The sequence below is a fragment of the Algoriphagus persicinus genome (assembly GCF_035156415.1).
Taxonomy (GTDB): Bacteria; Bacteroidota; Bacteroidia; order Cytophagales; family Cyclobacteriaceae; genus Algoriphagus; species Algoriphagus persicinus.
This window is the reverse complement of the sequence record NZ_JAYEEY010000020.1, coordinates 37744-58923: the sequence shown is the minus strand read 5'-3', so window position 1 is coordinate 58923 and position 21180 is coordinate 37744. Positions and strand designations below refer to the sequence as shown.

The following is a 21180-nucleotide window of genomic DNA, read 5'->3' as shown; positions in this document are numbered from 1 at the left end:
TTCTATTTGATAAGTAAAAAACTTCCCGTTTGAGACTTGAGGTCATTACTATCAGTTTCATTTCTATAATCCACCTTGTACACATACGTTCCTGAAGGAGCTTCTTTTCCTTTGAAACTACCATCCCAGCCTTGATCCTCTAGGCTATTCGAATAAAACACAATCTCTCCCCACCGATTAAACACCCAGAATTCAATTGCCTGCAGCTGATTGAAGACTGGAAAATAAAAGTCGTTTTGCCCATCTCCATTAGGTGAAAATGCATTCGGCATACGCAAGTATTCCACTCCTTTAATCACTAATATTTTGTTATTTTCCTTTATACAGCCATTTAAGCCACTTACTTTTAAGCTTACAATATATTTTCCCGGTGAAGTATATTGATGAATTGGATCCGATTCACCACTCACATTCCCATCTCCGAAATCCCAAGAATATTCTATAATAGCTACACCTTCAGAAAGATCTTCAAACAGAATGGGAAAGTTAAAATTCAAAACGCCATCATCGATCAGTGATTGACTAGTGTAGTCAAAGTTCGCTTTCAGATACTCTAAATCTTTCTCTTCCACTTCGAAATAGTGAATCTGACTACATCGCGCAGAATTTAAGATTTCAACTGCATAGGTGCCTGGTAGAAAATCTTTGTATTCATAAACCCCCTCCAGCAAATCCTCAGCAACCATTTCAAACTTTTCACCTGAACGCAAATCTCCTTTTATTGTAACTTGGTATTCATCGGGCGATTCTGCTGAAATTAATAGTTCAATGCTAAAATTTGGCTCATCGGGGCAATCTATTTGGGTAGTGTTCTTATTCAATTCAACTGTAAAAAGTTGTTTTTCCTCAACCATAAAATCAACATTTGCTGCGCAGCCATTTTGATCGATTACTTGAATTTTGTGAAGCCCGGGTAATACCTTTCTTCTTAGATCACTAGATGCGTTTATTTCGCTATCCCAATATATAAGATAAGGCTCGAAACCATTACTTATATTCAAACTAACCTCCCTTTCAGGAGTTTCCGATTCACACGAACTATCATCAATCACCACATCTACGAGCACATCACTAACTTTAAACCCAAATTCTTTTACACAACCGCCAGAGGGCAACACTGCATAATAAGTAAGATTTGGAACTATGGGGAAATTACGGCCGTTTCCATATTCGATGTAAGTGCTCGTGAGTGGATATTCATTGTAAAACCTCGTTCCTTCAGGATAATAATCAGTTAATACATCAGTGGATATTTCTGTATGCCCATTCAGGACGCAGATTGTTATTTTTGATGTACCATTTTCATACCCACAGGTATTTTTCAAGAAATCATCAAACTCAGCCGTGAAATTTATTGGGCCAAAAACAGGAGAATTAATGCATTGAGAATCGTCACTAAAACCCACCAATAAAGGTGAAGTTGGAATGGGTTTACCAGAATTCCCATTGTTCCCATTGATTTGACCATCTACCACAAAATTAGCGCTACAGGTATCAATTAATACTTCACAATTTTCCGTCACGCGTACTGTATAGGTAAGCTTTGCTACAACTTCATCCGGACTACTTGACGAGGGAGTTTCACCGATTTCCCATATTATTTGATTCGATAGTATCGAGGGTTGATTTCCAGAATTGTTTGTGAAAAAATACTCCCCAACAGATGAAACATATTCAAATCCTTGGGGAAGATAAATCTCGAGCTTGAGATCTTGAAGGTCAACTCCACCAGTATTTTTGACCTCAACAATTATCTCTAGCTCATCCCCAGGAATGATGCTTTCCCCTTCGGTAAAAGGCTGGTTATTTAATGAATTCACAAAGTGATAACCTTGTATTTCAGGTTCATTAGCATCCACAGCCATTATGATACTATAAATGACATAGGCGTCTCCGTTAGTTCCATACCTAAATCTAGTACTAGTCTGTCCGTTCGAAATAATGCTATTTCCTACATTTGGAATATCAAATACAGAAATATCCATACCTGTATTATTCTTAAGATCTGGACTTCTCGAATTTCCTCCTGTAACAATGCTGGAGTTAAAAAAATTATCAGGTGTATTTCCTTCGTGAGAAAGTCTTACAAAATCATTGGTGTTTACGCCTCTCTCTATTTCGAAATAATCTCCCAAGGCGGCCACATCTCCCTCTCCTGCGGCAATTCCCAACTTCATATTTACTGGCCCAGCATCTACAGCAGAAAATCCTGAAATAGGAATAGTGAAGTCCGCTAATACACTACCTCTCACAAATGCATAGCCATCAAAAACCGTAATACTTCTATTTTCCATTACAGGATTTTCATAGACTACTACTAATGACCAGCCTCCATAATGGTAATTTGTACCTTCAAGTATTCCTAGATCTGCTACAGTGTACTCTCCTTCTCCATGTTCCTTCACAAAATCAGTAACTTCTGCGAAGCCTACAAACAACCCTAAATCATTCTCCAAATCTAACCCATAAGTATAGCGAATATCTGTGTCCCCGGCTCTAAATTTTCTTCCTACTGGATCGTTCGGGCCAAACAAAGTTATCTCCTGACGATCTAATTTTTTAGGAAATCCATTTACATCATTTACATAAAACACATCATCTGTTGGACCTCGACCCGACCAATACAAGCCTGCAAACAATACATTTGTGCAGGTGATATCAGCTCCATTTTCCTTGGAGAAATTAAGTACCGCAGATGAAGAATTAATGGTATTCGCATGACTATCGACATCTTCGAACAACAATAAATTATCGTTCATGAGATCATCAGCGTAATTGGCAAGGCTCAAATTAGTATTTCCAATTAATTGAAAATCACCTTTTACATTAAACGTTTTTCTACTGGGATTGGAAGAAGCTACCCTTTCTTGGAATGGAACCCTAACCTGTCCGAAAACTGTCATTTGTGAGCAAAACCAAAAGATTATAGCAAGGCAGAAAATTACTCTACTAACTAGTTTAGGAACAGGAACTACAATCATCAACTGTCTATTAGGTAAATAAGAACACAAACCACAAATTATTCTCAGTTCGTTAAAAAAGTAATGCCATAGATCTATTGAAATCCAACTATTACTTCACCAAGTTAATCTGGATTGCAATCTTCATCTTTTTGAAGAAATCATGAAAGCTTGAAGGTAATTATTTTGCTTATAGTTGAAGGTAACCAAGCCTAATAATAAAAGAGCTTTTTTTTAAAACTGAAAAAATTATATGGATTAGGCCCATCTAGTTTATTTTCAAAAAGAGTCTCCGACTATTGAGAATGATAACTTTTGGAACGACTAATTTCATAAGCTCCCAGTCTGAAATCACCAACTCACTGAACTAGAGACACTTTAATAATAGACTAGCGATTTATCCAGATCAGGTTACCTAGAGCTAAGTCAAAAAAGTTTTGTAGCCATAATTCATTTTAATCTTTACTTAAAAAATAATCTGCCTTTTTCGACAAAATCCTTCTAAATACCTCCTTAGTATTAAAATTCTCAAAATAAGCCTATTCGAAATTTTCGAAAAGGATTTTCCATTTATACCAAATTTTCAATGTAAACGACCTGATTCTGGTTCATTACCTCTATTGAACCATTTTTATTAATCTCAACATAAAATTGATTCAATTCATCAATTTTTTGAACCGATTTTTCCGAGAAAAACAATTCCATAAAAATGTATTGGCATAAAAAAAGGGGCTTTTCAAAAAAAGCCCCCTAGTATGGGTCTATTATCAATCATCTAAAACCAAATATACTTTTGTAATCCTTGCTGTGTATTTGTTTTTTTGATCTTTATACTTCGATAAACATAAGAAAAATTTCTTAAACCGCCCAAAAACAAATAATTATTTCTCTCAATAGTTAGAAGAACTACTTCTTTTAAGAATGAAATACTTATTGGTGTCAACCTAAATTCCTGCCTAAAAGCTCGGATAAAGTAGGTCATGTTGCGAAAGCTTCATATGGAGCAAACTTCCTAATTCTGAAATCTTCCAATATTTAAATATTGTATTGCAAGTTTCAATCGCTCTTGAAGCACAAATTCCATGGGTGTCAAACCCAGATCTTATATGAAATTGCGTATAAAATATGCTTTGCTCTTGCAGGCTTGGTGAAGTTTATGGGTGCGATTTTTTCTTGAGTGCTGATCAATTTGAACAATGGAAACAAACATAACTGACACTGGACATCACTCCCGGTCGAGGCAGCAGTTTTTCTAATGAAATCCCGATGGGGATTCGGTTTATGATCCACTCCAAATTATTTACCTCCGAAGAGGTAGAGAAACTCAGCCCCATTAAAACTGGCAATGAAATCGAGCATGACGAAGAACGTCACTCAGAGGGATGATTATCATATATGGGAGTTCTATCCGACCTCTGAAAATCAAATTAAATAGCAGAAGAAAGCTAAATTGGCTTCAATTCCCCTTGGGACTCTTTTTTTAGTATCTTCAAATGCATATCAATTAGCTATGAAGAAAATACTTACAGCATTTGGGATTTTAACCCTAATTTATTTGGTAGCGATAGTTATAGTCCCTCCAAATATCTAGTCTCAAAGAAACCCATTCTCACCTTATTCTGTATCATCAGAAACCCCACAGAAATATGGAAAGCTTGACTTAATCCCAGGCCTACTTTTGGACACACTATTAAGTGGGAAGATGGCTCAAAAGAGAAGCAAATGCAGCCATTGAGATGTTTACAATTTCACAATCGTCAGCAAATGTGAATGTAAATTGATTTTTCCTATAAAACTTAGAATAATGAACGAAGCACATATCCACCAAGAGAGCAAATACTTCCAAAAACTTCAAGAGTACCTACGGGAGTTTGTGTACGGAGGAATTGACGGAGCTATAACCACATTTGCAGTAGTAGCCGGTGGATTTGGTGCTGACTTGGATTCTGGAATTATCATAATTTTGGGCTTTGCAAATTTGCTTGCTGATGGCTTCTCCATGTCTGTAGGAGCTTATCTATCTGCTAAAAGTGATAAGGAAAATTTTAAAAAACACGAATCAATCGAGTACTGGGAAATAGAAAACCTACCGGAAGTGGAGCGAGAAGAGATTGCAGTCATTTACAGAGCTAAAGGATTCAAGGGAGATCTTTTGGAAAAAGTAGTAGATCAAATCACTTCTAACAAAGATCTCTGGGTTGCCGAAATGATGAAGGATGAACTTAACCTAATGGAGGAAACCAAAAGCCCCTTTAAAATCGGTTTGGCTACTTTCGTTTCTTTTATTATTGTTGGATTTATTCCACTACTAGTTTATCTGTGGACTTTTTTCTACCCCTCCACTATTAATATTTTCTTCTGGACAAGTGCGCTTACAGGTCTTGCATTTGTAGTAATTGGAGCTTTAAAATCATTAGTTAACCAAACTTCTGCAATTAAAAGCATTGCTGAAACTGTTGCATTAGGACTTTTAGCTGCTATTGTAGCTTATTATGTAGGTGATATTCTTGAAAACTTTTTTATAAAATAATGACATGAACACGATAGATGAGGTACTGGTTCGAATGGATCAAATAGTAGATGAGTGTAAAAGCAATCAATCGAGAATTGGCTTTTTCGCAATTCTTTATAGGCAAGTGACTCGAAGAATTCGCGATGGAATTTTAGCTCGGGAGTTTGAAGATAATCCAAGAATGGAGAAACTTGACGTACTTTTTGCTGGTAGATTTATTGATGCCTATAATTCTTGGACAACTGGCAAAAGGCCCACTAAAAGCTGGTTTGTAGCCTTTGAGGCAAGTAAATCCAGTAAGTATCTTGTTCTCCAACATTTATTTCTTGGAATCAATGCACATATCAATTTAGACCTTGGAATATCTGCAGCAACTACCATGGGAACCGAGCCTATTGCAGGTATTCAAAATGATTTCAATAAAATCAATGCAGTTTTGTCAGAATTGGTAGAGGAAGTCAAAGACAACATCAGTAAAATCTCTCCCATTTTTGGATGGTTAATTCCACTGGTCAAAGGCCGAGATGAAATGCTCCTGAATTTCTCAATCCAGCTCGCAAGAGACGGCGCATGGAAATACGCTGGAGAATATTATACTTGCGAAGATCGAACAGCTTCAATACTGGAGCGAGATATTAACATTGCCAAGCTGGCAAACAAGCTGGTCAACCCAGGTAAGTTTTTATTGTTTATAGTGAAAATAGTGGGCTTCGCAGAATGGAAATCCGTCAGCCGAACAATGGAGCAATTAGACAGGGTGGTGAAAGAAACTGAAACTCAGTAATTCAGTAAATTACACAATCTAGGTTTTAGCAGGCATTCAAAAAATGTATTCCTTCAAAAAACCCTCGCAGCTCAATACCGGGATTTTAGAATAATAAAAGCCGTCTAAATCTTCTGTGACGATCACTTCACAATCGCTTCCCAAGGCAGAATAATATTCCAATCCATCTTCAAAATCCTGAACTTGTCGGTTGGATAAAGCTTGGCTGCAAATAGCTTGATCCACAGTGGTCATCGAAATCTTTTTGAACAGCATTTCAATCTTCAACTTAGCCAAGTCAGCACCACTTTTCTTTTCAGAAAAATAAAATGCAATCGCCAAGCAAATAGGGGAACTGTATAATTGCATACCTATACGGTCTGCCAAGCTTAGTACTCGGGAAGAAATAGGGAATAAGGGGTACTCCTTGTTTAAGACAGAGATCAATACGTTTGCGTCAAGAAAAATCTTCATTTCTTGGCCGAGAAGAACTCATCCTTCAAGTGTTTTCTGCTTTGCGATTTTCGATACTCGATACGCCCCTCGGCCACAAAATCAACCCAATCAGATACGGGTAGCTCCTCGAGGGACTTATAGTTTTTGGAGGTGATTTGAGAATAGAGATATTCAGTCAATCTAGAAAGACTGATGTTGTTTTGCGCTGCAAATGACTTTGCCCGATCAATTACATCCTTGTCAAAGGATAGTGTGACTTTCGAATCCATATCGCATTAATTTAGAACCTACGTAAAGATAATATTTTTTATACGTAAGCTTCGTTTTCCTGCAATAATTTTTGACTTAAATCAGCAAACAGTTTAAAACTGTAATGCAAAAAAAGTATAGAAAACCAGATTTTTATGAAACAGTAACGTTATCAGCTTTTAAACTTAAACTCAGATTCAAACTCTGAGATTTCCGATTCATTCTGAGCTTTGTTTTTTCGATTGGTTTTATCTTTTTGGAGATCCGTAGCATAGAAATGAGTCTCTTGGAAGTACCCAACTCTCGCCTCAGATTCGCCTTTGGCAAAAGTCCATTTTTCACCTTTGAAAAGCCTAACCTTATCCTCGTGAAGTTCCAAATACTCATCGTATGGCCCACGCGGCGAGATCAATTTCACAAAGATTGGTGCCGTTTCAATTGCGACAAAAAGCAACATGATAAAAACATTGGCCATAGCCATCGCTGAGCTTTCTTCCGTCAAAGCAGCAAGTGCTTCCATCCTAGCAGCAAGTCCATCGAAGCCTTCGATGCCAGGCTGCTGCTTCTCAAATTCTAGCTGACGTAATGCAATAAATTCACGGATTTGAGCTTCCAGCGTATCGATTCGCACTTGGTTTTTCAGCCTCAGCTCATCCAATGTCACTTGGGCGGCATCAAGTTGCTGTTCCTTCTTTTTTGCATTGGTACCTAAGCCCACAATTCCACTGGTACTGATAGTTTTTTCTCCAAATCGCTCCGCATCATATTCATTCTGGAGCTGATTACGATAAGTTTCAAAGTCCGCAACTTCAGATTTCAATGTGTCAATCTTAGCTTCAAGTTCTTGAATTTCAGGAAAGCCTTTAGCTAAGTTTAGCTTCGATTCTGTGATAAATTCAGTTCTCTTCTCATCGATTTTGCGATCGATTTCCCGCTCAAACATTTTCAATTCCAACGGCTTGGAAATCACCAAAGCCAGCAAAACTGCGAGTACCAATCTAGGAATTGCCAGTTTCCATTCTCCCCAGGCATTTTCCCTCTTTCGCATACTAGACACGATAAATCTATCAAGATTGAAGATCATCAGACCCCAGAGTATCCCAAAAAAAACAGAGGGCCAAATAGATTGAAAGACCGTGTAAAGTGCATAGCCTGCAGCCAACGCTGCCAATACTCCGGTGAAAAACACCGTTGCTCCAATACCTATATATTTATTTGATTCTGTGGGTGATCGCTTGAGCAATGAGAAATTAGCACCGCTACAAAACCAGAAAAAACGAGTAATGCGTTCCATGAGAAGTAAAAAGGGTTGAACTGCAAAGACAACGCTAAAACTCCACCAAATATGATGATCATCAGCATACTCCGGTAGATTTGGGACGAAAATTTTCAAAAACCTCCTCTATAACAAAATATCAAAGGAAATATGTGACGAAAAGCGCATATCACTAGTTCCAGATCCTAGCACAAAAATGTCCGGTCTGTACGAGAGTGGACTTAAACTGATCGGTTTTGATCAGTAGCAGTTAGAAAAATAGGTAGAACTTAGCATAACTATGGTATTCCCGTTGTCACAGTGTTATCTTTAAGCAATGAAGACCAACCTATCCACTGCGCTACTTTTCCTATTTATATTCACTGTGCAATTCACATTTGCTCAAGACCTGCCTTTTCAAGAGGAAGTGGATAGGCGAGCTATTGCAATCGACTCTGCTGGCTGGGAAAAAGGAAGTGTAGTCTTTACCGGTAGCTCTAGTGTGAAAATGTGGAAAAACCTGCAAGATCAATTTCCTGATGTAGCCATAATTAATTCAGCGTTTGGCGGCTCCCGAGCAGATCAATTACTCCTTCATTTGGATAAAACTGTAATTCGATTTGAACCTTCAAAAGTATTCATCTACGAGGGCGACAATGATATCAATTCTGGCCAGGAAATATCAGAAATCATGAATAACCTAGATAAAATTGTTACGCAAATACATACTAAGTACCCAAATACAATTGTCAACCTAATCGCAGCAAAACCGAGTCCTTCACGATGGGGAAAGAAAGTTTCTTACCTAGCCCTAAATGACCTGATTCGGCAATACGCCACTACGCATGACAACGTGAACATTGTGAATGTCTGGAATATTATGTTAGATGAGACAGGAAAGCCTAAAGCTGATATTTTCATCGAAGACAAACTCCACATGAATGATAAAGGCTATGTACTTTGGAAGGAGATTTTTACCCCATTTTTAGAGTAACTAACCTCATCACCATAACTGGTAACCAAAAAGCTGGTCTTTGTCCGAAGCACTGCTTAAAATACCCTCGTAATTATCTTTTAAGATATAATGGAATGAGGGACCCCCGACTATACTTACTATTTTAAAAAGATGTATTCCTACCATCAAAGGAGCATCCAGACGGTTAGCCTTGATCTCTCCCAGCCCCGAATCAAATTTGGTATGCGTATAGATCAATTCTGGACGAAGGAAAATATCGTATGAAGCCAATTTATAAAAAGCGCCAAGCTGATAACCAGCCGAACTACCAGGATCTTTCCAGATTGATCCAGCATCTTTGAAGTATTTTCCAGATGTATTGTAACTCAGCCCTCCTTTCAGCCCAAATCCTGAACCTTTGTGTTGCGCATTTCCTTTTACTGCAAAAAGAAATATAAAGATGGTTGTGAAAATAACTATGGGCAGGATTTTCATAAGATTCAGATTTATCGGTATTCAACTTACCAACAAGGGGAAATGTAACCTGGAAGATAAACCGACTATTGAATCTTCTCGTATTTCCTTTTAATTAAGGTATGAATTATAGCATCTGAAAAACAGTTGGACTTAAAATCAGTTTAATCAGGTAATGTTTGTCAATTATCGAACAAAAAAAGAACCAAAAAACATGTTTAGCTCAAATAAACTTATAACACCCATGTTATCTCTTATCGTTGCACTAATGTTTGCCTGTGGAAACACAGCAGTTCAAAATCAAGAAGCATCCGCAGATGACGAGAAACTTACAAATTACCAAGGAGATACAGAACAAGCCACATTTGCCGGAGGCTGCTTTTGGTGCGTAGAAGCACCTTTTGAAGGCTTGGATGGAGTGATCACCGTCATTTCAGGATATGCAGGCGGAAAAGAGAAAAACCCAACTTACTCAGAGGTGTCCAGCGGAAAAACTTCACACCGAGAATCGGTTCAAATCACCTTCGATCCCGAAGTGATCAGCTACTCAGAGTTAGTGGATATTTTCTGGCAAACATATGATCCTACCGATGTAGGAGGCTCCTTCTATGACAGAGGGTCTCAATACGAATCTGCTATTTTCTATCATGATGCTGCGCAAAAGAGCGTTGCTGAAGAGTCAAAAAAGCTACTTGATAAGTCCGGGATATTCGAAAAACCTATAGCCACCCCATTGGTCAAGTACACCAACTTCTATCCTGCCGAAGAGTATCATCAAGACTATTACAAGAAAAGTCCTCAGGACTATTATTCTTACAGGAATGGTTCAGGGCGTGATAAATTCATCAAAGATCACTGGCCTGAGCTCAGCGAGAAAAAGTATAAAGCTCCTCCTATAGCTGAGTTGAAGAAAACCTTGACAAAGTTACAGTATGAAGTTACTCAAGAAGATGCGACAGAGCTTTCTTTCCAAAATGAATACAATGGCAACAAAAAAGATGGAATCTATGTGGACATAGTTTCGGGGGTACCTCTTTTCAGTTCCAATGACAAATACGAATCTGGGTCTGGGTGGCCTAGCTTTACCAAACCAATTGACGCAAGAGCATTAGAAAAGCCAACTGACGACGAACTTGGAATGCTTAGAGTGGAAGTGAGAAGCAAGTTTGGGAACAGCCATATAGGACATGTTTTCTATGATGGTCCAGAACCTACAAGTTTAAGGTATTGCATGAACTCAGCAGCGATGAAATTCATTCCTAAAGAAGAAATGGAAGCTGCCGGATATGGAGATTACTTGTGGTTGGTTAAATGATTTTTAAACAAAAGGCTACTTTCGAGTAGCCTTTTTTGATACCTGGAGTGGCTTAGAGATTTTTTTGAAAGGTTTTCAATTATTCATCGCACCGATTTCTATCTTTAAGTCAAACTTTGTTCTCCTTATGAAAAAATTTGCTTGGATTGCTGGTATCGTTATAATCGGAATATTTGCTGGAATATTTTGGTACAAATTCTACTTCGTGTTTGGAGAAGGTGTAAAAGCAGGAAGCTTAAATTACTTCGTGAAAAAAGGGGTAATCTTCAAAACATATGAAGGCAGAGTAGTCCAGGAAGGATTTCAGAGCCCTACAGCAGGAGGATTACAAAGCAATGAGTTCCGGTTCAGCGTGGTAGATGACAATATTGCAGAACAGCTGGAAAGAGCTTCTGGCAAGTTTGTAGAACTTCGCTACAAAGAATACAATGGCATGCTTCCATGGAGAGGGGCTAGCAACTATGTAGTCACAGAAGTGCTAACTGTAAACAATTCGGGCAAAACTGACGGATCAGCTTTGCCCTTTGATCAATAATTAAGGACGAGTCCAGTAATCTATTACTGTCACTTTATCCAAATGAGGCCCTAAAATAGCACCAAAAGCCTTATGGGCTGGATGCGGCAAATATGCATCTCGTGCTTCATTGGAATGAAATGTCAATGTGAATGCATGAGTTAAACCTTGATTCAAACCTTCCGGACTTGAATTCACGCCCCATTCAAATTCCTCAATCCCGTCAATTTCATTCTGAAGATTTCTGAACGCATCCACTACAGATTGAATATCCTCTGGAGAAGAAGTCTCTTTGAAGCTAAAATAAACATTGTGTCGGAGTACTGAATCAGGTTTTGCTGCCATAGGTTGTTCGCGAATTTCTTCTGTAATTTCTGTTTCAACTTCTTTTTCTTTTTCAGCGCAGGAAAGTGCTAAAAATAAAGGAATAAAATAAAGTAGTTTTTTCATAGGTTATAGATTTTAGACTAAGCTAAGGAGAATCAACAAATTATTCTAAATCTAAGCCCGATTGTAAAATCAAAATTCCAGCTAATGGGGAATTGCATGCTCTCCCTATCAATTTCTATCCGCAAAATATAAATTTTCTACCTGTTCGCCAGTCTTGGAGATATCTCATTTTTTTTATATAATATCCTACTCCTACTACTAAACAGGCTCTCCGACAAAAACAAAAGCTCACTAAGGTTAAAATCTCTCACAGTGGAACCTGACGAAACTAAACAGCCACATAATGGTATAAGACTAGTTAAAGAGCGTGAAAATGTAGAAATTTAAGAGGAGTTTACTCGCATTCCCATCTACCAACTTCAATTCGACTGAGCATGAGAGTGGCATTTTTCAGCACCAAATCCTACGACAAGCAGAGCTTCAACACCTATTTACATGATTCTGGGCACGAGTTCACTTATTTCGAACCAAAACTAGACATCAACACGGTAACTTGCAAAGGATTTTGACGCAGTCTGTGCCTTTGTAAATGATCAATTGGATAAAAAAACACTTATTAAGCTCACTGAAATGAATGTGAAAAACATCGTACTAAGATGCGCGGGCTTTAATCAAGTTGATTTAAAAAACGCTTCTGAATTGGGATTCAAAATCTGCCGTGTCCCGGCATATAGCCCAGAAGCAGTAGCAGAGCATGCACTGGCACTACTAATGACTTTGAGTCGTAAAACCCACAAAGCGTATAACCGAGTCCGTGAAAACAACTATTCAATAGACGGCCTTACTGGATTTAATATTCACTGCAAAACGGCTGGAGTCATCGGTACTGGAGCCATAGGCAATGCTTTCTGCAGAATCATGCTTGGTATGGGATGCAAAGTATTGGCTTATGATATCAAAGAAAATGAGGAGCTTAAAAAGCAGGGAGTCACTTATATGTCACTTGATGAATTATTGACTCTAAGTGATATTATATCGCTTCACTGCCCTTTGAGTCCAGAAACTTTCCATCTCATCAATACTAAATCTCTGAATAAGATGAAAGATGGGGTGGTTCTTATCAATACAAGTAGAGGTGCTTTGATTGAAACCAAAGCAGTAATTAATGCTTTGAAAAATCGAAAAGTAGGGAATTTGGGTATTGATGTGTATGAACAAGAAGAAGACTTGTTCTTCCAAAACCGATCAGAAGAGATTCTTCAAGATGAGCAAATAGCTCGATTAATGACTTTTCCTAATGTATTGGTTACGGGACATCAGGCATTTCTCACCAATGAAGCATTGGCGCAAATCTCGGAAATCACCTTAAAAAATCTTGATGAACTGGAAGAGGGCACTAAATTGACCAATGAAGTGGTTTGGAAAGAAGCATAACCCAATCTATTTGAACATAAAAATGCCTGCAAATCATAGATCTGCAGGCATCAAACTTTGTATTTCTTAACTGGGCTACGCCCGATTGGAATTACTTAGCTACTTTCACGTTCACAGCGTTAACGCCTTTTTTACCCTGAACTACGTCATAAGTAACGTGATCGTTCTCACGGATTTCGTGTACTAGACCTGAGTGGTGTACAAATACATCTTCACTGTTGTCTGCTGGTGTAATAAAACCAAAGCCTTTGGTTGTGTTAAAGAATTTTACTGTTCCTTCATTCATGATTACTAACTTTTTAAATTGGTGTTTCTATTAAATTTTTGATGTTGTGTATTCTGCGCTCTAGGTGGATTTTGTGGCCTAGGAGCATTATCTTTTTTCGGTGGTTCTGGTTCTGGCGGAGTGTCTGAGATGTTACCAAACTCATCCACGTACGCAATCATATCGTCCAGATCTCCGCTTTTCGGCTGATCCTTACGAGCAGCCATCTTTTCTTGCTTTTCTCTCTTTTTTCTCTTTTTAAGTTCTGCTTTTTGCTTTTTAATGAATGTGTTTTGGTTTTTTGACATTGCGACGATTTTAATTGACAAATGTTATGGCCCTACCGGTTTTTCCGGCCCGACCTGTCCGGCCAATTCTGTGGATATAACTATCCATAGACATGGGAAGCTGGTAATTGATCACATGGGACACATCAGCTACGTCTATACCTCTGGCCGCTACATCAGTTGCAACCAGTACTCGAGTCATTCCGGTTTTGAACTCATCTATAGTTCTATTGCGGAAATTTTGGGATTTATTTCCATGAATCAACCCAGACTTAATACCGGACTGATTTAATTGCTTGCTTAATTTATCCGCCAGCCTTTTGGTTTCAGTGAAAATAATCACTTTGTCTAAAGCAGCTCCTCTGAATAAATCAGCAAGTATATCAAACTTATTCTTGCCTTCCGGCACACGAATAATTTCTTGATCTACATTCTCACTGGTTGTTCCACCAGTATTTACTTTGATCTCAACAGGATTATTAAGTAATCCATCGATGAGTGCTTTTTGGCTAGGTTCTAATGTTGCTGAGAAAAGCATTGTTTGGCTTCTCTTAGTCATTAAATTTACGAGTTTTTTCACATCATGAACAAAACCCATATCCAACATCCGATCAAACTCATCCAACACAAGTGTATTTACTCGGTTGAGATGCAATAGCTTACGGTTTGCCAGGTCCAACAATCTACCCGGTGTACCCACGATCACATGAAGCTTTCTGCTTAATGCCTTAAAGTCTGAATTGATATTCGTGCCACCGATGAAAGTGTTAGAATATAAATTCATTCCTTTGCTAAGACTTTTAAACTCCTCTTCAATTTGCAAAGCTAGTTCACGAGTGGGAGTTACAATCAAAGCAGTAAAATTCTGTGGATCTAGTTTAGCATGCTCAATGATCGGTATCAAAAAAGCCCCTGTTTTACCAGAACCAGTATTTGATATACCAAGTAGATCTCTTCTATCCATCAAAGCAGGAATAGCCTGTTCTTGGATATTGGTCATACTTTCGTAGCCTTTTGCTTCCAAATTTCTCAATAAAGAAGCATTCAGATTGGCACTGGAGAAAGGTGTCTCGGAACGAAATCCTTGTTGTCCACTAGGCTGAGCCACTTTGACAAACAAATTAGGATCTAGTTTTGATTCCTTTTTCTTATTTTGAACTGGCCTTCCTGCTGGACGAGAATTTCTTCTTTGGTTAGCAAGCGGTCTTGTATTACTATTTCTATTTGTATTCATGGGATAATTAGGCTTTGATTGGCTCCATTTTGGGTTCGTTACCCAATACATAGAGCATTTTGAAATGGTCCAACACAGCCATTAAAAAATGAGGTTTAGAATAATAAGGCACATTGAATTCCTCAGCTGTAGCCTTTACAATTGGTGCTATATCCTTATAATGCACATGGCAAATATCAGGAAACAAATGATGCTCTACTTGGAAATTCAATCCTCCAACAAACCAAAATAAGACTTTTGACTTAGGAGCAAAATTGCAGGTAGTAGCCAACTGGTGAAGTATTCTCTCACCCTCTACTACGCCATTGGAATCAGCTTTGGGGAAATCGACTATTTCTACGATATGGGCTATCTGAAATACCATTGTAATGACAAATCCAGTAATAAAATGCATCATGATAAAGGCTAGAATTATCATTCCCACCGAAAATGGTGAGAAAATAATCGGCAATCCTAGCACAACGCAGAAGTACGCCAGTTTAAGGAAAATCAATTTAACGATACCTTTTCTGTATGCCTTCTCTCCACCTTTGACTAAGCCTTTATTATAATATCTGGTAAATCTAATGAAGTCTTTAGCTGTCACCCACGAAATGGTAGAAAGCGAATAAAAGAACCAGGCGTAAAGATGCTGATACTTATGAAGACCGTTTTTCTCAGCGTTCGGGGAGAACCTTAAAAAGAATGGTGCATTAATATCGTCGTCATGCTCGTCAATATTAGTAAAACTATGATGAAGCACATTGTGTTGAAGGTGCCAAACCATGGAGCTTGCTCCCACCATATCGAGAGTGTAGCCTATCCAAGTGTTTACTTTTTTGTTTTTGGAATAAGAACCATGAATTGCATCATGCATTACTCCCATACCCACGCCAGCCATTCCAAAAGCTGAAAATAAGTAACAGGCAAATAACTGGAATGTGGTGGTTGCCACGCCTGTGATCACTAACGAAATAGGCACAACATACAGGGAGACCAGAATGATGGTTTTGATAACCATTTCCGTGTTTCCGTACTTCGATTTGTTTTTGGACGTAAAATGTCCGTAAACTCGTTTTCTTAATGTTTGGGAGAATTCAGATAATTCTGATTCTGAGAACCTTACTGTCTTAATGGCACTGTAATTAAATTATAAATACTAATGTTTCCCGTGGGATTTTCTCTGCAGGTTTTAATTCTTAGAACGGACTTGACCGATTCTTAAGAATTAAAAAAGTAGAAAGATGAAGAATTAAAACCTTTGCGAGGGGAAACTCTTGAATTTGCTACTTAAGCAGGTTGATAATCAACGCTTACTTTATTTCAAGTAAAAAGGGTATCTCGTCGACAGCGCCTTTATGCGTACAAAGGTGAGGAGAAGATTTCGTAAATCCTAATACTGTATAAACCTTCCCTCATCTAGATTCACTAAATAAAGAAGATGACTTTAAAAATGCAACATAGAAGCACTGAATCACTCATCTTTTTTTACAAAGCAGATCATAGCAAACTTATTTCCATCTCCAATTCACAATTCCATTGACGTGGATCATCCCGACCTTATTATACTCCTGTCCAGGTTTTAGGCTCGGATTTCCCAAAGCATCTTTATTCACAACCAACAACTGAAAATCGAGTTTTGGGACTGACTTGGGCTTATATTTCAGTCCTAAGTTAACCTGACTGTATGATGGCATGTTATATTTATTCTCTAAAGGAGGAAGCCAATGGAACCCTAAATGACTAAATACGCTCAAATTTGAATTGGGGAACGTGTATTCTGCAAAAAAAGTGAGCGCATCCAGTGAGCTGAATCCCTCATTTCTTTCTCTTGGGATAAATGTATACCAAGCGTCTTTCCCCCACTCTCTTGGACTAAGCCAAAGTCCTTTCCCTCCAGCTTTGGTATAATTTAAGTTAAGGTTCCATGCATTATTTATGAAACCAAATTGAGTGGAGACCGCCCAGTTTTTATCATTAGGATTCTTGAATTGGAATGTTGGATCCACATTCCCTCCATCTCCCAAGCCAGATTGGAAACCAGCCTGCACACCCCATAGCCAGGTCATTCCAGCTTTCTCATTCTGCCATTTTCTCTCCGCTTTAGTCCATACTGTATTGGAAATATTCTGAGCCAAGGAGTTGGATAAAGTTAGATTGATCCCGTCCCACTCCTTTGTCACTTCAGTAATCCCTATCCACTTACTTTCGGTGCTTCCAGCATATTGCGATCTGACCCCATTCAGGTCTCGACCCACTGGAAATACTCCGATACTTTTCCCTACAGAAAGCCATTCACTCGTCCCACGCACACTCATCTTTCCGATCCCCCATGCAGAGAACTTCCAGTTAGTAGTTGTCGCAAACCAAGCTTTCACTCCTTCTATTCCTGTGGGAGAAAGTCTGCCGTCTTGCGCATTGATCCAATCCGTGTTAATTCCCATTCGCCCTACTGACACCCCCCACTTGGCTTTTGAATAGCTTAGGGATAGATTTTCCAACTTTCCGAAAAACCGATCTTCCTGATTTAACAGATCAAATAATCCTACTTCGTACCGATTTCCACCTCCGCTTACAGGATCTGGGGATGTTAAATCACTACTCCAAAGGTTTGCAAAAACTCTATATCCAACACGAAACTCCCAATGTTCGGCATAGTTAAATTTTGAACCCAAATTCAAACTAGTCCCCAAGGCATAATCCTCCTTATAATCTTTCGAATAATTCGTGCTCATCCAAAACATTCTAAGATGAACGTCAGGTGCCACTTGAAGCTTTTTATCTGTCTCCTGTGCAAAACTTAGAAATGGGAGAAAAAACACAAATCCCAATACAAATTTGTTCATTTGTTGGCTTCCGCTATAATCGCCTGAAAAGGGCCGAACTTATGCTGCTCCTCAGAGAAGTCATCGGCATAAGGACCGAAAGGATGGTCCATAGGCTTTTTGGAAATGTCTGGCCAATCATTCGGAAAGTCACCTTTTGGCCTTTCCAAACTATTCACATAAGCCGCCACGTCCCATGCTTCCTCATCTGTAAGAATTGGGTTTTCATAAGTTGCTCCAAAAGGCATATTTACTTTCACATAACCCGCAAATCTTGACATGCGGAATAGTCCTGCTCCTTGATTATAGCTGTGATCGCCCCAAAGTGGCGGATAGATATAACCACTACCATCTGCCTTCAATACTCCCTGCCCACTGATCATATGGCAGGTCACGCATTGCCTTTCATAAATAGTTTTTCCTTGGACTGGATCGGCAGCTCTATCGAGAAGTGCCACTTCGTATATTCCGGCTCCTTTGGGTTTTTCTCCTTTGGCAACATCTTTTCCAAGCCAATCCATGTAAGCTACGATGGCTATCATTTCCTTGCTATCATTTGGCAATATTTCACCATTCAAACTACGCTGGAAGCAGCCATTGATCCTCAACTGAATGTCCTCTGAATTCCCCGATCTCCCACGCACTTTCGGGTAGGTACTTTTGGCAGCGGAATAATTATTTCCAAGTGGTACAGTACCCGCCTGCAAGTGACAATTCTGGCAATTCAGCCCGTTGGACATTTTTCTAACTTTCCCATTTGGTCCAAGATATTCAGCCGTATTGGCTATAAGTTCACGGCCATAGTTTATTTGGTCTGCATTGGGCTCGGCATCCACAGAAGTCCAATCTGGTGCAGACCACATACCAACTGGATCCATCAAAGCGGTTGACTTAGTTTCGGCCGGAGTTTGTTGAGCGTTGGCAATATGCTCTTGGGATGGCTCAATCCCTACATAATCAAAATACAAAATACCGCCAACTAGGCCTACAAGGAGGATCACCGAAACCAGAAGTCCGGCGACAAGAGGAAATATCTTGAATAGGGGTTTAGAAGTCTGATTCATATTAGGTAATCAATCTACAAAAATGGGTTTAATCATCCTTGCAGCATGTGACTAAGATCACGTCGTCTATAGAAAAAACTATGATTTGAGCCTAAGCTGGCATTCTTATTTGGCTTCCGCCATAAAAACCTGCTTACCTTCTACCATTCCTTGCACTATAAAATGATCCTGGTGCTGATAAAGGTGAATATCAAGTTCATCTCCCATCACGCATTCAGCAAGGTAATTAATCAGAAATGGTAGGGTATGACAACCGTTTTCACGAAGGATATTTTCCACCCAGCGCACATAACTAGTATTGTTTACATGGTTATTCAAGTCCAGGTCCGAATACCTGACTTTCAATTTCTCAGATTTCAGTAACCCCCCTTTAAGCCTGATCTTCCCTGGTTGCCATTCCGGCTTTTCCTCAGGATCAAAAAGTGCTGGTGGAAGTGCATTTTCAGGCCTAAAAATCCGCTTGGTCACTACATTCATCAGCACCCAAGAACTCATTCCCTGACCGAGAATATCACCATCGGAATTTGTGATCATAAACTCACGAAAAGCAAAAAGCTTATCCACTCCTCTACCAGCGGTATAAACTTTGATCGAATCGCCCCAAGAAGGCAAATTTTTGCATTTGATGTCGATCCGGGCAAGAATCCATGAAAGATTCTGCTCTTGTAGGTTCCTTCCAAAATCAGCAGAATCAGCATGCCGCCAAGCTATTTCCTGAAACAAATTAGATAATGCTGTCAAACTCAACTTCCCATCAGGATCGACCTGATAGGAACGAACTTCAAAATCTTTTTGAAACTGAAAGGAAGAATTGTAATTCATTTAGCTCGGGTAGGTGAAGGCTTGACAGGAATAAGGAAAACTGCCTTCCTGATACTTGAAAGTAGCGTAATCCCCAATCCAGCCACAGCAATTAGTGCAAAAGAGACTTTTAAATTAAATAATTCTGCAATAAATCCTATCAGAGGGGGACCAAGTAAAAACCCGAAGAATGAAATTGTCGATACCAAAGCAAGAGCTACACTTGGAGTGTACAGCTTAGATCGGCCCGCAATGCTGTAGGAAAGCGGAATGATCGAAGCTACTCCCAGCCCAACGAGTAAAAACCCTGCCGTTGACACACCTACAGAGGGAAATAAAACGGCTAAACTCAATCCAATAAAAATCAAAACTCCACTTACCTGAATAACAGCTACCTTGGTAAACCTTGCAGCTATCTTGTCGGTAATAAATCTTCCTGAAGCCATTGCTCCCATAAAAGCGACGTATCCCAGAGCAATCAAGGAAGGGTCTGACTTCACCACCTTCTTGAAGTAAACCCCAGACCAATCAAACATACACCCTTCTGCCATCATACCCAGAAAAGCAATCAAACTGATTCTTAACAAAAGCGCATCTGGTTTTTTCATTATCAATCCACCTCCACCTTCGGAGACTTTTTTATCCTTGACGATATATCCTTTTGCAGTCAAAATAATTACTATGGAAATAACCATCACCGTTGCGTAATGCAGTGCAGGGGAAGCATTGAGAAAGATCATACCTGCTCCAATACCTGCTCCTGTAAAGCCAGCCAAACTCCACAAACCATGAAAAGAGGCCAAAATACTTTTGCCCATTTCATCTTCCAGTGCCAGACCCTGTGTGTTCAATGAAATGTTCATCACGTTCCCCAGCATTCCATAAAGAATAAGAACTGGCACTAGCATATATAAGGAAGGACTTATTCCAATCAATGGCAAGGTCACTGCATAAGCAAAGCTACCAAGCATGATCACTTTTCGGCTTCCATACTGATGTACTGCCCATCCAGCTATAGGCAAACCTATAACTGATCCCAAGGGTAAAAACAACAATAAGGTACCCAGCTGTCCTTCTGAAAGATCAAATTTGGATTGTATATCTGGTATCCTTGCCGCCCAAGAAGCGAAGCAAAGACCTACAAAAAAGAAAAAAGCCCCTAGGGCAGTTCGTCTTTTGGAAAGTATGTTCATGTAAATAACTAGGTTTAAGAGGCTCACAAAAGTAAGGAACATAACTTCAAAATCATGCGAGACCCGGAACATTGCTTCTGAAAAGCAGTTACCTTAGACTCACACATCTTATCAAAATCCCCATGGAACTGGTCATAGCAGGAGCCGTAATCGTTACCGCAATATTTATTGTGCGCTTTATCATCAAAAAAGTTTTTGACTAAAAAAAGCCAATTCCCTTCAGAAAGTGGCCTGTACTAATCGATTTTCTAAACT

Annotated in this window: 20 protein-coding genes and 1 pseudogene; 7 read left to right on the top strand and 14 right to left on the bottom strand. The window is 39.1% G+C overall.

Annotated features, from left to right (window positions below; translation table 11 throughout):
- Positions 1 to 2 precede the first annotated feature (2 nt).
- Positions 3 to 2903, bottom strand: coding sequence for a T9SS type B sorting domain-containing protein (locus U3A58_RS15605; protein ID WP_323824909.1), 2901 nt, complete (start codon positions 2901 to 2903; stop codon positions 3 to 5).
- Between the two features lie 1200 nt (positions 2904 to 4103).
- Here U3A58_RS15605 and U3A58_RS15600 point away from each other — a divergent pair.
- The 3 genes and pseudogenes from U3A58_RS15600 to U3A58_RS15590 all read left to right on the top strand — a co-directional run.
- Positions 4104 to 4346 (top strand): annotated as a pseudogene (locus U3A58_RS15600) (DUF779 domain-containing protein); the annotation flags it as partial.
- A 418-nt stretch (positions 4347 to 4764) separates the two neighbouring features.
- The gene (locus U3A58_RS15595) at positions 4765 to 5490 is read left to right on the top strand and encodes a VIT1/CCC1 transporter family protein (protein WP_323824907.1); all 726 of its coding nucleotides are present in this window, start codon (positions 4765 to 4767) and stop codon (positions 5488 to 5490) included.
- A gap of 4 nt (positions 5491 to 5494) precedes the next feature.
- Positions 5495 to 6256 (top strand): DUF5995 family protein, encoded by a 762-nt coding sequence (locus tag U3A58_RS15590; protein ID WP_323824905.1) that lies wholly within the window; start codon positions 5495 to 5497, stop codon positions 6254 to 6256.
- A gap of 36 nt (positions 6257 to 6292) precedes the next feature.
- On the opposite strand, the gene U3A58_RS15585 is transcribed toward U3A58_RS15590, so the two are convergent.
- The 3 genes from U3A58_RS15585 to U3A58_RS15575 all read right to left on the bottom strand — a co-directional run bounded on the left by U3A58_RS15585 (position 6293) and on the right by U3A58_RS15575 (position 8234).
- The gene (locus U3A58_RS15585; protein ID WP_323824903.1) at positions 6293 to 6709 is read right to left on the bottom strand and encodes a PIN domain-containing protein; all 417 of its coding nucleotides are present in this window, start codon (positions 6707 to 6709) and stop codon (positions 6293 to 6295) included.
- Complete coding sequence (locus U3A58_RS15580; protein ID WP_323824901.1) at positions 6706 to 6960, bottom strand: DUF6364 family protein; 255 nt, start codon at positions 6958 to 6960, stop codon at positions 6706 to 6708. The genes U3A58_RS15585 and U3A58_RS15580 overlap by 4 nt, the downstream gene beginning before the upstream one ends.
- 152 nt (positions 6961 to 7112) lie before the next feature.
- On the bottom strand, positions 7113 to 8234 hold the full coding sequence (locus tag U3A58_RS15575; protein ID WP_323824899.1) for a DUF4407 domain-containing protein: 1122 nt from the start codon (positions 8232 to 8234) through the stop codon (positions 7113 to 7115).
- 298 nt (positions 8235 to 8532) lie between these two features.
- On the opposite strand from U3A58_RS15575, the gene U3A58_RS15570 reads away from it, so the two are divergent.
- Positions 8533 to 9189 (top strand): GDSL-type esterase/lipase family protein, encoded by a 657-nt coding sequence (locus U3A58_RS15570; protein WP_323824898.1) that lies wholly within the window; start codon positions 8533 to 8535, stop codon positions 9187 to 9189.
- Positions 9190 to 9198: 9 nt separating this feature from the next.
- Here U3A58_RS15570 and U3A58_RS15565 read toward each other — a convergent pair whose 3' ends face one another.
- Positions 9199 to 9645, bottom strand: coding sequence for a hypothetical protein (locus U3A58_RS15565; protein WP_323824896.1), 447 nt, complete (start codon positions 9643 to 9645; stop codon positions 9199 to 9201).
- 223 nt (positions 9646 to 9868) lie between these two features.
- Between U3A58_RS15565 and msrA the strand changes: the two genes are divergently transcribed.
- Together msrA and U3A58_RS15555 are read left to right on the top strand one after the other, a co-directional pair.
- Positions 9869 to 10939, top strand: a complete 1071-nt coding sequence (msrA, locus tag U3A58_RS15560) for a peptide-methionine (S)-S-oxide reductase MsrA (protein WP_323824894.1) — start codon at positions 9869 to 9871, stop codon at positions 10937 to 10939.
- A gap of 127 nt (positions 10940 to 11066) precedes the next feature.
- Positions 11067 to 11474 carry a hypothetical protein gene (locus U3A58_RS15555; protein ID WP_323824892.1) on the top strand — a complete coding sequence of 136 codons (408 nt, stop codon included), beginning with the start codon at positions 11067 to 11069 and terminating at the stop codon, positions 11472 to 11474.
- Here the strand turns inward: U3A58_RS15555 and U3A58_RS15550 are convergent, their stop codons facing one another.
- Entirely contained in the window at positions 11475 to 11903 is a 429-nt protein-coding gene (locus tag U3A58_RS15550; RefSeq protein WP_323824890.1) for a Dabb family protein, read from the bottom strand.
- Between the two features lie 537 nt (positions 11904 to 12440).
- Here U3A58_RS15550 and U3A58_RS15545 point away from each other — a divergent pair.
- The gene (locus tag U3A58_RS15545; protein WP_323824888.1) at positions 12441 to 13277 is read left to right on the top strand and encodes a 2-hydroxyacid dehydrogenase; all 837 of its coding nucleotides are present in this window, start codon (positions 12441 to 12443) and stop codon (positions 13275 to 13277) included.
- Positions 13278 to 13368: 91 nt separating this feature from the next.
- Here U3A58_RS15545 and U3A58_RS15540 read toward each other — a convergent pair whose 3' ends face one another.
- The 8 genes from U3A58_RS15540 to U3A58_RS15505 form a co-directional block, all read right to left on the bottom strand.
- Positions 13369 to 13563, bottom strand: coding sequence for a cold-shock protein (locus U3A58_RS15540; RefSeq protein WP_086501652.1), 195 nt, complete (start codon positions 13561 to 13563; stop codon positions 13369 to 13371).
- A 5-nt stretch (positions 13564 to 13568) separates the two neighbouring features.
- Entirely contained in the window at positions 13569 to 13850 is a 282-nt protein-coding gene (locus U3A58_RS15535; RefSeq protein ID WP_323824886.1) for a cold-shock protein, read from the bottom strand.
- A 10-nt stretch (positions 13851 to 13860) separates the two neighbouring features.
- Positions 13861 to 15063: a DEAD/DEAH box helicase gene (locus tag U3A58_RS15530; protein WP_323824884.1), complete on the bottom strand. Its 1203-nt coding sequence runs from the start codon at positions 15061 to 15063 to the stop codon at positions 13861 to 13863.
- Positions 15064 to 15070: 7 nt separating this feature from the next.
- Positions 15071 to 16063, bottom strand: coding sequence for a fatty acid desaturase family protein (locus U3A58_RS15525; protein WP_323824882.1), 993 nt, complete (start codon positions 16061 to 16063; stop codon positions 15071 to 15073).
- A gap of 490 nt (positions 16064 to 16553) precedes the next feature.
- Positions 16554 to 17888 (bottom strand): hypothetical protein, encoded by a 1335-nt coding sequence (locus U3A58_RS15520; protein WP_323824880.1) that lies wholly within the window; start codon positions 17886 to 17888, stop codon positions 16554 to 16556.
- Positions 17885 to 18931 carry a c-type cytochrome gene (locus U3A58_RS15515; protein WP_323824878.1) on the bottom strand — a complete coding sequence of 349 codons (1047 nt, stop codon included), beginning with the start codon at positions 18929 to 18931 and terminating at the stop codon, positions 17885 to 17887. The genes U3A58_RS15520 and U3A58_RS15515 overlap by 4 nt, the downstream gene beginning before the upstream one ends.
- A 105-nt stretch (positions 18932 to 19036) precedes the next feature.
- Positions 19037 to 19753 carry an acyl-[acyl-carrier-protein] thioesterase gene (locus U3A58_RS15510; RefSeq protein WP_323824876.1) on the bottom strand — a complete coding sequence of 239 codons (717 nt, stop codon included), beginning with the start codon at positions 19751 to 19753 and terminating at the stop codon, positions 19037 to 19039.
- The gene (locus tag U3A58_RS15505; protein ID WP_323824874.1) at positions 19750 to 20925 is read right to left on the bottom strand and encodes an MFS transporter; all 1176 of its coding nucleotides are present in this window, start codon (positions 20923 to 20925) and stop codon (positions 19750 to 19752) included. The genes U3A58_RS15510 and U3A58_RS15505 overlap by 4 nt, the downstream gene beginning before the upstream one ends.
- Positions 20926 to 21180: the final 255 nt, after the last annotated feature.

What these genes read in the sequence shown, in the direction of transcription:
- U3A58_RS15595 (WP_323824907.1), top strand. Translation starts at nt 4,765, where the DNA reads ATGAACGAAGCACATATCCACCAAGAGAGCAAATACTTCCAAAAACTT.
- U3A58_RS15585 (WP_323824903.1), bottom strand. Translation starts at nt 6,709, where the DNA reads ATGAAGATTTTTCTTGACGCAAACGTATTGATCTCTGTCTTAAACAAG.
- U3A58_RS15505 (WP_323824874.1), bottom strand. Translation starts at nt 20,925, where the DNA reads ATGAACATACTTTCCAAAAGACGAACTGCCCTAGGGGCTTTTTTCTTT.
- U3A58_RS15575 (WP_323824899.1), bottom strand. Translation starts at nt 8,234, where the DNA reads ATGGAACGCATTACTCGTTTTTTCTGGTTTTGTAGCGGTGCTAATTTC.
- U3A58_RS15515 (WP_323824878.1), bottom strand. Translation starts at nt 18,931, where the DNA reads ATGAATCAGACTTCTAAACCCCTATTCAAGATATTTCCTCTTGTCGCC.
- U3A58_RS15555 (WP_323824892.1), top strand. Translation starts at nt 11,067, where the DNA reads ATGAAAAAATTTGCTTGGATTGCTGGTATCGTTATAATCGGAATATTT.
- U3A58_RS15580 (WP_323824901.1), bottom strand. Translation starts at nt 6,960, where the DNA reads ATGGATTCGAAAGTCACACTATCCTTTGACAAGGATGTAATTGATCGG.
- U3A58_RS15510 (WP_323824876.1), bottom strand. Translation starts at nt 19,753, where the DNA reads ATGAATTACAATTCTTCCTTTCAGTTTCAAAAAGATTTTGAAGTTCGT.
- U3A58_RS15535 (WP_323824886.1), bottom strand. Translation starts at nt 13,850, where the DNA reads ATGTCAAAAAACCAAAACACATTCATTAAAAAGCAAAAAGCAGAACTT.
- U3A58_RS15605 (WP_323824909.1), bottom strand. Translation starts at nt 2,903, where the DNA reads ATGACAGTTTTCGGACAGGTTAGGGTTCCATTCCAAGAAAGGGTAGCT.
- U3A58_RS15520 (WP_323824880.1), bottom strand. Translation starts at nt 17,888, where the DNA reads ATGAACAAATTTGTATTGGGATTTGTGTTTTTTCTCCCATTTCTAAGT.
- U3A58_RS15540 (WP_086501652.1), bottom strand. Translation starts at nt 13,563, where the DNA reads ATGAATGAAGGAACAGTAAAATTCTTTAACACAACCAAAGGCTTTGGT.
- U3A58_RS15550 (WP_323824890.1), bottom strand. Translation starts at nt 11,903, where the DNA reads ATGAAAAAACTACTTTATTTTATTCCTTTATTTTTAGCACTTTCCTGC.
- U3A58_RS15530 (WP_323824884.1), bottom strand. Translation starts at nt 15,063, where the DNA reads ATGAATACAAATAGAAATAGTAATACAAGACCGCTTGCTAACCAAAGA.
- U3A58_RS15590 (WP_323824905.1), top strand. Translation starts at nt 5,495, where the DNA reads ATGAACACGATAGATGAGGTACTGGTTCGAATGGATCAAATAGTAGAT.
- U3A58_RS15525 (WP_323824882.1), bottom strand. Translation starts at nt 16,063, where the DNA reads ATGGTTATCAAAACCATCATTCTGGTCTCCCTGTATGTTGTGCCTATT.
- U3A58_RS15565 (WP_323824896.1), bottom strand. Translation starts at nt 9,645, where the DNA reads ATGAAAATCCTGCCCATAGTTATTTTCACAACCATCTTTATATTTCTT.
- U3A58_RS15570 (WP_323824898.1), top strand. Translation starts at nt 8,533, where the DNA reads ATGAAGACCAACCTATCCACTGCGCTACTTTTCCTATTTATATTCACT.
- msrA (WP_323824894.1), top strand. Translation starts at nt 9,869, where the DNA reads ATGTTATCTCTTATCGTTGCACTAATGTTTGCCTGTGGAAACACAGCA.